Genomic DNA, 12257 nt, shown 5'->3' with positions numbered 1-12257 from the left:
TCCGCGAATGGATTTTTCAGACCCGCAGTGAGGACATCCATGCGCCAACCGGATATCGAGATTTACCTGAAAGACGCCGACGTCGACCACAAGGCGATTTCCGCCTGGCTCGGTGAGGCTCTGGGCCCGTGCAGCGACTGGGTACAGAAAGGCCAGACCTACAAGTGCAAGGCCGGCAACATCCCGGTGACCTGGCTGCCGAAGGCCGTGGGCAAATGGAACAGCCTGTACCTGGAAAGCGACGCGACGCCGTGGGACGACGACATCGCCTGCGCCCGTGCAGCCTTTGCCGCGCTGAACGTGGAAGTGCGTTGCGCACCGGGCACGTGGGTCGAGGAAGAAGGTGAGGAAACGGCGGATCGCTGGATTCGTATCAGCGCCGACGGTGAAGAAGAGATCACCTGGAAGACTGCCTGAAAGCAAAAGATCGCAGCCTTCGGCAGCTCCTACAGGGGAATGCATTCCAAACTGTAGGAGCTGCCGCAGGCTGCGATCTTTTGATCTTGAAAGTTACAGGCCTACAACATCCTCAGCCTGCAAACCCTTCTCGCCAGTAATCACCGCATACTCAACCTGCTGACCTTCAGTCAGCGAGCGATGCCCTTCGCCGCGAATCGCGCGGTAGTGCACGAACACGTCCACCCCGTCGTCGCGCTGAATGAAGCCGTAGCCCTTGGCGTCGTTGAACCACTTCACATTGCCGGTTTCACGTGTTGCCATCTGTTCATACTCCTTTTTTATTATTGAACAGGCTTTTCGCAGGAAAGCCTTTGCGGAACGTCAGCCTGCGCCCGACGTCCATAAAGGGCCCCGGCGACAGATTGCCGAGTATATGACAGGCGCAAAAACTCTCAACAGGAGATTACTTCGCCGCTTTTTTGCCGATTTTCGACTAATACGGCAAACTGTCGACCGCCCGAGCAAACGCTCGGTTTTATTCACTCACGCAGAAGCCGTATGACCCGTTCCCCGTTCCGCCGTCTTGTGTTTGGCACCTTGCGCCGACTGTTGTACCTCTGGGTTCGCTCGGAGACGATCAACCAGTCGTCGCTCACCCTCAACCTCGACCGCAGTCGTCCGGTGTTCTACGTCCTGCAAAACCCATCGCTGACTGATCTGGCGGTGGTCGACACCGAGTGCACCAAGGCCGGTCTGCCGCGTCCGGTACTGCCGGTGTCGGTGGGGCCGTTGATCGAACCGGCGGCGTTTTTCTACCTGACGCCGGACCCGGACTGGCTCGGCCGTCAGGACAAGCGCGGTGCACCGCCGACCCTGACCCGTCTGGTCAGCGCCCTGACGCAGAACGCCGCCGAAGACGCGCAGATCATTCCGGTCAGCGTGTTCTGGGGCCAGTCGCCGGACAGCGAAAACAGTCCGTGGAAGTTGCTGTTCGCCGACAGCTGGGCCGTCACCGGGCGTCTGCGCCGACTGCTGAGCATCATCGTTCTGGGGCGCAAGACCCGCGTGCAATTCTCGGCGCCAATCCACCTGCGCGAACTGATCGAACACAACAAGGGCCACGAACGCACCGTACGCATGGCCCAGCGCATCCTGCGCGTGCACTTCCGCAACCTGAAGGCGGCAGTGATCGGCCCGGACATTTCCCACCGGCGCAATCTGGTCAAGGGTCTGCTCAATCAGCCACTGGTCAAGCAGGCGATCGTCGACGAAGCCGAACGCGAGAACATTTCCCTGGAAAAAGCCAAGGCCCAGGCCCTGCGCTACGGCAACGAGATCGCCTCGGACTACACCTACACCGCGATCCGTTTCCTCGAAGTGGTGCTGAGCTGGTTCTGGAACAAGATCTACGACGGGATCAAGGTCAACCACATCGAAGGCGTGCAGAAGGTCGCCCAGGGTCACGAAGTGATCTACGTGCCGTGCCACCGCAGCCACATCGACTACCTGCTGCTGTCGTACCTGCTGTTTCGCAACGGCCTGACCCCGCCGCACATTGCCGCCGGGATCAACCTGAACATGCCAGTGATCGGCAGCCTGCTGCGCCGTGGTGGCGCGTTCTTCATGCGCCGTACGTTCAAGGGCAATCCGCTGTACACCTCGGTGTTCAACGAATACCTGCACACCCTGTTCACCAAAGGTTTCCCGGTCGAGTACTTCGTCGAAGGCGGCCGCTCGCGCACCGGGCGCATGCTGCAACCGAAAACCGGTATGCTCGCGATCACGATGCGCAGCTTCCTGCGTTCATCGCGGATGCCGATCGTCTTCGTGCCGGTGTACATCGGTTACGAGCGCGTGCTGGAAGGTCGCACCTACCTCGGCGAATTGCGTGGCGCGAGCAAGAAGAAAGAGTCGATCTTCGACATCTTCAAAGTCATCGGCGCGCTCAAGCAGCGCTTCGGTCAGGTCGCGGTGAACTTCGGCGAACCGATCAAACTTGCAGAGTTCCTCGACAGCGAACAGCCAGACTGGCGCCAGCAGGAACTCGGCCCGCAGTACAAACCGGCCTGGCTCAACGAAACCACCAACCGCCTCGGCGAGAAAGTCGCGCAGCACCTGAACGAAGCGGCGGCAATTAACCCGGTCAATCTGGTGGCGCTGGCGCTGCTCTCGACCACTCGCCTGGCGTTGGACGATCGGGCCATGGCGCGGGTGCTGGATCTGTATCTGGCGCTGCTGCGCAAAGTCCCTTACTCGCCGCACACCACGTTGCCCGAAGGCGACGGTCGCGCGCTGATCGAGCATGTGAAGGACATGGACCTGCTGTCCGAGCAGAACGATGCGCTGGGCAAGATTCTGTATCTGGACGAGCAGAACGCCGTCCTGATGACCTACTACCGCAACAACGTGCTGCACATCTTCGCCTTGCCTGCGCTGCTGGCGAGCTTCTTCCAGAGCACCTCGCGCATGAGCCGCGAGCAGATCCTGCGCTACACCCGCGCGCTGTATCCGTACTTGCAGTCGGAGCTGTTCATCCGCTGGAGCCTGGAGGAACTGGACGCGGTAATCGATCAATGGCTGGAAGCGTTCGTCGAGCAAGGCCTGCTGCGTTTCGAAAAGGACGTGTACCTGCGCCCCGCTCCAAGTTCGCGGCACTTTGTGCTGCTGACCCTGCTGTCGAAAAGCATCGCGCAGACCCTGCAGCGCTTCTACATGACCGTCTCGCTGCTGCTCAACGCCGGGCAGAACAGCATCAGCGCCGAAGAGCTGGAAGACCTGTGCACGGTCATGGCCCAGCGCCTGTCGATCCTGCACGGCCTGAATGCCCCGGAGTTCTTCGACAAGAGCCTGTTCCGTCATTTCATCCAGACGATGCTCGACCTCGACGTCCTGCGCCGCGACGAAGCCGGCAAGTTGAGCTACCACGAACTGCTCGGCGAACTGGCGGAGGGCGCGGCCAAACGCGTGTTACCGGCGGAGATTCGTCTGTCGATTCGTCAAGTGGCCCTGCATCGCAGTGAAGATGCCGCGGAAACGGCAGTGACACCGCAAGTCTGAAACTTGCCGACAACTAACGGGGTACCACTCGGGTTCCCCCGTTAGTTGATCCGTGAATTAATAGGCTCTTTAAAACAATCACGATAAGGATATCGAGATGAGCCTGTTACAAGATCCCGCTTCGGCAGTGACTTTAAACTTCAGCTTGCCTGCAGCCTTTCAAATCCCCTTCGACGGTGAACATGAAACCATTGTCAGTATCGAGGTGGTTAATCCGAAGTTGGCGACGCCCGCCAGGGAACAGCGCTTCGCGAGACTGTTCGAAGGCGACTGGAAGTTCGAGTTTGCCCATTCCCATACCAATATCGGCGTGAAGTACCGGATTACTGTGCGGATGTTCCACAACCGCCACCCCCTGCTGCTTGATCAGGAACACTTTGTTATCGTCAACACGCTGCCTCATCGCCAGACTGTGCACTTGAGCCCGATCGGGCTGCTGTATGTTGAAGTTCAAGAGCCGGAAAGTTTCCCGACCGAAGAAGCGGTCACTATCAGCCTGCATGAAGCCGACAGCCCTGAAGTTGAACTGGTGCGCGTCAGCCATGACGAACAGACCGCGACTTCGTTCTATCTGCGATACGACCCGGCCAGCGTGACTCCCGGCAAACGTTATGCACTCAGCGGCATCGAAAATCGCTACCACCAGCGTATTCCGGTCAGTCCCGGTCGAATAGAACTGTGCCCGCCGCCACGCGAACAACGCGGGTGGTTCATGCAGACACTGGCGCAGTGGCTGGAAAAACCCTTACGTTTGTTCACTGACGCTGAAAGCAAAATCCGCTAGATTTCCATCGGCGCCGGGATTCTTCCGGCGCACCTGCCTCAGAGGTCCCGATGAAAAAACTCACCCTTCTCGCCGCAGCCACCCTGTTGAGCGCCTGCCAGTCGACCACCCCCGCCGGCAAAGTCGGCCTCGACGGTGAAGTGTTCTACCTGCAACGCATCGCCCTGCCACCGAGCGCGACGTTGAGCGTGAGCCTGCAGGACGTATCGCTGGCCGACGCCCCGGCGGTGGTCCTCGACGAGCAGAAAGGCCCGGTCAAAGGCCAGGTGCCGCTGCCGTTCCACTTGAGTTACGATCCGGCCCAGGTCAAACCCGGCCACCGCTACTCGGTCAGCGCGCGCATCGAAGTCAACGGCGAGCTGATGTTCATCACCACCGAGAACCACGCCGTGCAACTGGACGGCAACGATCCGCAGCCGCTGAAAATCCGCGTCGACGCCATTCGCTAACTGTCTTTCAAGGAAGCTGCCATGCTCCGCCCTACCCTTCGCTTTGCCGGCCTGTGCGCGGGCCTGATGATCTCTGCCAGCGCCCTGGCGCTGTCGCTCAGCGACCTCTCGCAACAAGACGCCACCGGTGGTCTCAAGGACGCCTTGACCCAAGGCGCGCAAATCGCCGTCAAACAACTCGGCAGCCCAGGCGGCTTCAGCAACAACCCGGAGGTGAAAATCGAACTGCCGGGCAAACTCGGCAAAGTCGCCGGCAAGATGAAAGCCTTCGGCATGGGCGCCCAGGTCGACGAACTCGAAACCGCCATGAACAAGGCCGCCGAAAGCGCCGTGACCCAGGCCCAGCCGATCCTCGTCGACGCCGTGAAGAAAATGACCGTGGCCGACGCCAAAGGCATCCTCAGCGGCGGCACCGACTCGGCCACCCAATATCTGGACAAAACCAGCCGCGAACAGATCCGCGCCAGGTTCCTGCCCATCGTCAAACAAGCCACCGACAAAGTCGGCGTAGCGCAAAAGTACAACGCCTTCGCCGGCCAGGCCGCGACCTTGGGCGTGGTGGATGCGAAAAGCGCCAACGTCGAAAACTACGTCACCGAACAAGCGCTCAATGGCCTGTTCGAAATGATCGGCAAACAGGAAGAAACCATCCGCAAGAATCCGGCGGCTGCAGCGACCGGTCTGGCGAAAAAGGTGTTTGGCACCTTGTAATTTTTGTCGCTGCACGCAAAAGCCCGCTGAACCGGTGAAGGTCAGCGGGCTTTTTGTTGCGTGTCAGCCTTGCGGATCGACTTGATCGAGGAGGCGGTTTACCGAGGGCGTCGTGGAGCTTGCGCGAGTCGAGGAAGGCGTAAGGTGCAGGGTCGCTTGGACATTCTGGTTCGGATTCGGGGGGTGTTTGAAGATGATGGGCGGGCTTACAGATCCGGTCGGTGAATTGGCAGCGACAGACTCAGGCTAGAGATCGCGCTTGCGACAGGCAACCTGAAAACCTTATGGGAAAGTTCTGGATATCTGGAACATCTTTAAAAAGACCAAAGATGTTGGGTGGCTGGGCGGGCCTCTTCGCGAGCAAGCTCGCTCCCACATTTGGATTGGGTACAGGCAGTTGGAGATTGGTCGGCTCATAGGCCGTCTTCGCGAGCAGGCTCGCTCCCACAGTGGGAATGGGTGTTGGCAGCTGGAGACTGGTCGGCTGTCAGGCCGCCTTCGCTGGCAAGCCAGCTCCCACAGGTGGATTGGGTGCGGTCTGTTGGAAATTGGTCGGCCCATAGGCCGCCTTCGCGAGCAAGCTCGCTCCCACAAAAAAGCAAAGCAGTCCATGCAGACCGCATGCTTTTCACCACTCAACAGGATGAGCGTTAGCTCGGCTGCAGCTTTTGATCTTACCGTGCCGGCCCCTTCGGCAGGCTGAGTGGAGGGGTTTATCCGGGGGTGGGAGCGCAGCGACCGTTTGGCGCAGCCAAACACATCGAGAGGAGGTGCAGCGAAGCAAACCGGAGGCGATGCCCCCGGATGAACCTCGCAACGAAGGAACCCGAGCCTAGGCGAGGGCCGTACGCCGGGGCCAAGCCTTTTGGTTACTTTTCGGCGTCTGGAAAAGTGACTCGCCGTAAGGGCGAAACCGCCAGCCGCAACCCCCGAAGCAACGGATAAACACCCAAAACCCCAAGAACCTGGTCGGCCCAAAGGCCGCCAAGTCCAAAAAAGCCTCACCCCTCCCGACGCACTCGGAACCAAGCCGCATACAAAGCAGGCAAAAACAAAAGCGTCAAAGCCGTAGCCACAATCAACCCCCCCATGATCGCCACCGCCATCGGCCCGAAAAACACACTGCGCGACAACGGAATCATCGCCAGCACCGCCGCCAAAGCCGTCAAGACGATAGGCCGAAACCGCCGCACCGTCGCCTCGATAATCGCCTGCCAAGGCTTGAGACCAGAAGCAATATCCTGCTCGATCTGATCCACCAGAATCACCGAGTTGCGCATGATCATCCCCGACAGCGCGATCGTCCCCAGCATCGCCACAAACCCGAACGGCTGGCGGAACACCATCAGAAACAACACCACCCCGATCAACCCCAACGGCGCCGTCAGAAACACCATCGCCGTGCGCGAGAAACTACGCAATTGCACCATCAGCAACGTCAGCACCACCACGATAAACATCGGCACCCCGGCATTCACCGACTTCTGCCCACGCTCCGAATCCTCCACCGTCCCGCCGACATCCAACAGATACCCGTCAGGCAATTCAGCACGAATCGGATCCAGCGTCGGAGCGATCTGCTTCACCAGCGTCGCCGGCTGCTCCTTGCCATAGATGTCGGCACGCACCGTCACGGTGGGCAGACGATTACGGTGCCAGATGATCCCCTCCTCAAACCCGTATTCCAGCGTGGCAATCTGCGACAACGCCACACTGCGACCGTTATCGGTCGGTACCGCCAGACTCGGCAGCAACGACAACTCGGTACGCTCATGCACCGTGCCGCGCAACAGGATCTCGATCAGTTCGTTGTCCTCGCGATACTGACTGACACTCGAACCGGTCAGCGAGCTCTGGAGGAATTTCGCCAGATTGGCCGTGCTCACACCGAGTGCCCGGGCGCGGTCCTGATCGATGTTCAGGTACACCACTTTGCTCGGTTCTTCCCAGTCCAGGTGCACGTTGACCACATGCGGGTTCTCGCGCACCTTGGCCGCCACTTTGCGCGCCAGCGCACGGACTTCCTCGATGTGCTCACCGGTGACGCGGAACTGCACCGGGTAGCCCACCGGCGGACCGTTTTCCAGACGCGTGACCCGCGAGCGCAGGGCCGGGAATTGCTCGTTGAGGGTCTCGATCAACCAGGTGCGCAGGGTCTCGCGCTCCTCGATGTTTTTCGCCAATACCACGAACTGGGCGAAGCTCGCCGCCGGCAGTTGCTGATCCAGCGGCAGGTAGAAGCGCGGCGAACCGGTGCCGACATACGCCACATAGTTATCGATGCCGGCGTGATCCTTGAGCATCGCTTCCAGGCGTTTGACCTCGGCCGTGGTGTTGGCCAGTGACGCCCCTTCGGCCAGCTTCAGATCGACCATCAACTCCAGTCGATTGGAGGCCGGGAAGAACTGCTGCGGGACGAAACGGAACAGCATCACCGACGCGATGAACAGCCCCACCGTCAGCACGATCACGGTTTTGCGATGCGCCACGCACCACTCCACCAGACGCCGCACCCGTTGATAGAACGGCGTGCCGTACGGATCGGCTTGCCCGTCAGCCGTGCCGTGTTTGGCCGCATGAATCTTCGCCAGATCCGGCAGCAGTTTTTCCCCCAGATACGGCACGAACATCACCGCCGCCACCCATGACGCGAGCAACGCGATGGTCACCACCTGAAAGATCGAACGGGTGTATTCGCCGGTGCCGGACTGCGCGGTGGCAATCGGCAGGAAGCCGGCGGCGGTGATCAGCGTACCGGTGAGCATCGGGAACGCGGTGCTGGTCCAGGCATAGCTTGCGGCCTTGATCCTGTCGAAGCCCTGCTCCATTTTGATCGCCATCATTTCCACGGCGATGATCGCGTCGTCCACCAGCAAGCCCAGCGCCAGCACCAGCGCGCCGAGCGAGATTTTGTGCAGACCGATGCCGAGGTAATACATGCAGGCGAAGGTCATCGCCAGCACCAGCGGAATGGTCAGCGCGACCACCATGCCGGTGCGCACGCCGAGGGAGAAGAAGCTCACCAGCAACACGATCGCAAGCGCCTCGACCAGCACCTGGACGAACTCGCCGACACCGGTCTTTACCGCCGCCGGTTGGTCAGAGACTTTGCGCAGTTGCATGCCCGCCGGGAGGTTTTTCTGCAGGCGCGAGAACTCGCCTTCCAGCGCTTTGCCCAGCACCAGAATGTCGCCGCCGTCCTTCATCGCGACAGCGAGGCCAATGGCGTCTTCGCCCATGAAGCGCATGCGTGGCGCCGGAGGGTCGTTGAAACCGCGATGCACATCGGCGACATCGGAGATACGGAACGTCCGGTCACCGACGCGGATCGGGAAGTTCTTGATCTCCTCGACCGTCTGAAAACTCCCCGAGACCCGCAGTTGCACCCGCTCGCTGCCGGTTTCAAAGAAACCGGCGGTGGACACCGCGTTCTGCTCTTCCAGTGCTTGCTGTACCGCCGCCAGTGGCAAACCGAGGGTGGCGAGTTTGACGTTGGACAGCTCGACCCAGATTTTCTCGTCCTGCAAACCGAGCAGATCGACCTTGCCGACATCCTTGACTCGTTGCAGCTGGATCTGGATGCGGTCGGCGTAATCCTTGAGCACCGCGTAGTCGAAACCGTCGCCGGTCAGCGCGTAAATGTTGCCGAACGTGGTGCCGAATTCATCGTTGAAAAACGGCCCCTGAATCCCCGGCGGCAAGGTCTGGCGAATGTCGCTGACCTTCTTGCGCACCTGGTACCAGAGGTCGGGGATTTCCTTGGAGTGCATCGAGTCACGGGCAATGAAGGTGACCTGCGACTCACCGGGGCGAGAGAACGACACGATGCGCTCGTACTCGCCGGTTTCCATCAATTTCTTTTCGATGCGTTCGGTGACCTGCCGCGAGACTTCCTGCGCGGTCGCCCCCGGCCAGCGGGTCTGGATAACCATGGCCTTGAAGGTGAACGGTGGGTCTTCGCTCTGGCCGAGTTTGGTGTAGGACAAGGCCCCGACGATGGCCAGCAAAAGCATCAGGAACAGGACGATCTGGCGATTACGCAGCGCCCATTCGGAAAGGTTGAAGCGCATCGGGACTTACTCCTTGTCCGCCAGATTGACCACTCGGTTGGAGCGATCCACGGGACGCACCTGCTGACCATCGAGCAACACATGGACGCCGGCTGCCACCACCCAGTCGCTGGCGTTGAGGCCTTCGAGCACCGGCACACTTTTCTCGCCGAATGGGCCGATGCGCACCGGGGTCTTCTTCAGGGTGTTGTTGGCGCTGACGACCCAGACATAGGTCGCACCGTTCTCGGCAGTCAGGGCCGAAAGCGGTACTGACAGCGGCACACTGTCTGCCGATTGCACGAACACCCGGGCGCTCTGCCCGAGTTCAGCCGGGACCTTGCCGCTGGTGAACGAGATGCGCGCGGCGAAGGTACGGGATTTCGGATCGGCCGCCGGCGACAGCTCACGAATCTGCCCGGCGAAGCGCTGGTTCTGCTGGGTCCACAGTTCAACGGTCACTGGCTGGCCGACCTTGAACCGCCCGAAGCTCTGCTCCGGGAGGCTGATCGACACTTCGCGCTCGCCGTCGGTGGCGAGGGTAAACACGGTTTGCCCGGCGGCGACCACCTGCCCGACTTCCACCGAACGCTTGGCCACCACACCGTCCTGCGGCGCGCGCAGCACGGCGTAACTGGCCTGGTTGGTCGAGACGTTGAATTCGGCTTTGATCTGCTTGAGGCGGGCTTCGCCGGAGCGGTAGAGGTTTTCCGCGTTGTCATAGGCGGAACGGCTGACCATCTGCCGCTCCATCAAGGTTTTGTAGCGGTCACGCTCGGCGCGCACCAAGTTCAGATTGGCTTCAGCGGCGGCGACCTGGGCGCGGGTGGCTTCCAGTTGCAGGCGCACGTCCTGCGGATCGAGCTCGGCCAATGGTTGATCAGCCTTCACGCGCTGACCTTCCTCGACCAGTCGTCGGCTGACTTTGCCGCCAATGCGGAACGCCAGATCGGGCTCGTAGCGGGCGCGAACCTCACCCGGATAACTTTCCATCGCCTGCGCCGAAGGCTCTGGCTGCACCACCATGGCCGGTCGAACGCTGACTGGCGTCGCCTCTTCCTGACCGCAAGCGGACAATAAAACAGCCAGGCTGACTGGCACGGCAAAGGACAACGCATAGCGGAACATGGTGACGGACCTTTCGCTTATGGTGCTTGGAATATTTATACTGGCCAGTATGGTATTAATAGCAAACTCACCAGTCCAGTATTAAAAGCGAAGAATGTCGAACAATCTTTCAGCTCCAAACGGCCCGGGCCGTCCGAAGGATCCGGCCAAGCGCCGGGCGATCCTCGATGCGGCGAAAACCCTGTTTCTGAGTCACGGCTACGCCAACACCAGCATGGACGCGGTCGCCGCCGAGGCGGGCGTGTCGAAACTGACGGTTTACAGCCACTTCAACGACAAGGAGACGTTGTTCTCCTCCGCGGTAATGGCCAAATGTGAGGAGCAGTTACCGCCGCTGTTCTTCGAATTGCCCGCCGGCATCCCCGTGGAAAATGTGTTGCTGAACATTGCCCGGGGCTTTCATCAACTGATCAACAGCGACGAGTCGGTGAATCTGCACCGCTTGATGATGGCGCTGGGCACGCAGGATCCGAAGCTGTCGCAGATCTTCTTCGAAGCCGGCCCCGAGCGCATGGTGCAAGGCATGGAGCGACTGCTCAAACGCATCGACGAGACCGGCGTGCTGAGCATCGACCTGCCGCGCAATGCCGCCGAGCATTTCTTCTGCCTGCTCAAGGGTGCGGGGAATTTTCGTTTGCTGTATTGCTGCGGTGAGCCGCTGAGCGAAGAAGCGGCAGAGAGTCATGTGCAAGAAGTGGTGGGGTTGTTCATGCGGGCGTATCGGCCCTGATTTTTTAGCGCCTGTTCTGACGTCATCGCTGGCAAGCCAGCTCCCACAGGGATCGTGCTGAACACAAATTGTGCGAACGACACAAAAACTTGTGGGAGCTGGCTTGCCAGCGATTGAGGCGACTCGGTCTCAAGCCTTGAGCGCTTTCTTCGGGTAGATGTCATACCGACTGGATTTGCCATCCAGCGCATGGCTCGGCTTCGGCCCCTCGATGCATGGCGCCTTGCGCGGGCGCTTGACCACCACCCGGTGTGTCGCCAGGGCCAGCGCCGCTTCTAGCAACGCCGGCGCATCCGGATCATCCCCGACCAGCGGCCGGAACAGACGCATCTCTTTCTTCACCAGCGCCGTCTTCTCGCGGTGCGGGAACATCGGATCGAGATAGATCACCTGCGGCGGCTCGCCTTGCCAATTGCGCATGACCTCAATGGAGTTGCCCTTGAGCAGCGTCATCCGCGCGACAATCGGCGCCACGTCGAAATCTTCCGCCGCCCGCGCCAGACCATCCTCCAGCAACGCCCCGATCAGCGGCTGGCGCTCGATCAGGCTCATCTCGCAACCCAGACTGGCCAGCACGAAAGCGTCCTTGCCCAACCCCGCCGTAGCGTCCAGCACCCGAGGGCGCACGCCTTGGGCGATGCCAACCGCCTTGGCAATCATCTGCCCGCTGCCGCCGCCATACAGACGCCGGTGCGCCGCGCCCCCCTCGACAAAGTCCACCCGCACCGGTCCCGGCGCATCCGGGCCGAGCTGCTGCAGCTGCAAACCCTGCTCGCCGACCTGCAAGGCGAACTCGCCGTCGTCCTCCTGCAGCGGCAGGCCCAGGCGCTCGGCCCATTGCTCGGCTTGCGCTTCAAACGTCGGGCCGAGGGCCTGGACATGGATGCGGCAGGCCGCGGGTTGCTCAATCATGAAAACACGCTCAAAAAAGTTAAGGATCGGCAAAAAGT

The 12257-nt window shown here is 60.7% G+C and carries 10 protein-coding genes; 6 read left to right on the top strand and 4 right to left on the bottom strand.

Annotated elements, in window-relative coordinates; translation table 11 throughout:
• Positions 1-39: 39 nt before the first annotated feature.
• Complete coding sequence (locus ACYZUM_RS01930; RefSeq protein WP_007964251.1) at positions 40-417, top strand: hypothetical protein; 378 nt, start codon at positions 40-42, stop codon at positions 415-417.
• 93 nt (positions 418-510) lie between these two features.
• Here ACYZUM_RS01930 and ACYZUM_RS01925 read toward each other — a convergent pair whose 3' ends face one another.
• On the bottom strand, positions 511-720 hold the full coding sequence (locus tag ACYZUM_RS01925; RefSeq protein WP_016771489.1) for a cold-shock protein: 210 nt from the start codon (positions 718-720) through the stop codon (positions 511-513).
• A gap of 237 nt (positions 721-957) precedes the next feature.
• On the opposite strand from ACYZUM_RS01925, the gene plsB reads away from it, so the two are divergent.
• From plsB to ACYZUM_RS01905, 4 genes are all read left to right on the top strand, one after another.
• Entirely contained in the window at positions 958-3456 is a 2499-nt protein-coding gene (gene plsB, locus ACYZUM_RS01920) for a glycerol-3-phosphate 1-O-acyltransferase PlsB (RefSeq protein WP_041072371.1), read from the top strand.
• A gap of 97 nt (positions 3457-3553) precedes the next feature.
• Entirely contained in the window at positions 3554-4240 is a 687-nt protein-coding gene (locus tag ACYZUM_RS01915) for a hypothetical protein (protein WP_108181810.1), read from the top strand.
• A 50-nt stretch (positions 4241-4290) separates the two neighbouring features.
• A complete protein-coding gene (locus ACYZUM_RS01910; RefSeq protein ID WP_003222082.1) occupies positions 4291-4689 on the top strand; it encodes a YbaY family lipoprotein in 399 nt (132 codons plus the stop codon).
• Between the two features lie 21 nt (positions 4690-4710).
• The gene (locus ACYZUM_RS01905) at positions 4711-5400 is read left to right on the top strand and encodes a DUF4197 domain-containing protein (RefSeq protein ID WP_108181809.1); all 690 of its coding nucleotides are present in this window, start codon (positions 4711-4713) and stop codon (positions 5398-5400) included.
• A gap of 1001 nt (positions 5401-6401) precedes the next feature.
• Here ACYZUM_RS01905 and ACYZUM_RS01900 read toward each other — a convergent pair.
• The gene (locus tag ACYZUM_RS01900; protein ID WP_108181808.1) at positions 6402-9470 is read right to left on the bottom strand and encodes an efflux RND transporter permease subunit; all 3069 of its coding nucleotides are present in this window, start codon (positions 9468-9470) and stop codon (positions 6402-6404) included.
• A gap of 6 nt (positions 9471-9476) precedes the next feature.
• The gene (locus ACYZUM_RS01895) at positions 9477-10577 is read right to left on the bottom strand and encodes an efflux RND transporter periplasmic adaptor subunit (RefSeq protein ID WP_041063297.1); all 1101 of its coding nucleotides are present in this window, start codon (positions 10575-10577) and stop codon (positions 9477-9479) included.
• 94 nt (positions 10578-10671) lie between these two features.
• Here ACYZUM_RS01895 and ACYZUM_RS01890 point away from each other — a divergent pair, with 94 nt between their 5' ends.
• Positions 10672-11307, top strand: coding sequence for a TetR/AcrR family transcriptional regulator (locus ACYZUM_RS01890; RefSeq protein WP_108181807.1), 636 nt, complete (start codon positions 10672-10674; stop codon positions 11305-11307).
• A 129-nt stretch (positions 11308-11436) separates the two neighbouring features.
• Here the strand turns inward: ACYZUM_RS01890 and ACYZUM_RS01885 are convergent, their stop codons facing one another.
• Complete coding sequence (locus tag ACYZUM_RS01885) at positions 11437-12219, bottom strand: class I SAM-dependent methyltransferase (RefSeq protein WP_108181806.1); 783 nt, start codon at positions 12217-12219, stop codon at positions 11437-11439.
• Positions 12220-12257: the final 38 nt, after the last annotated feature.

It is taken from the genome of Pseudomonas sp. m6p (assembly GCF_055760375.1).
This window is presented reverse-complemented; position numbering and strand designations above follow the sequence as displayed.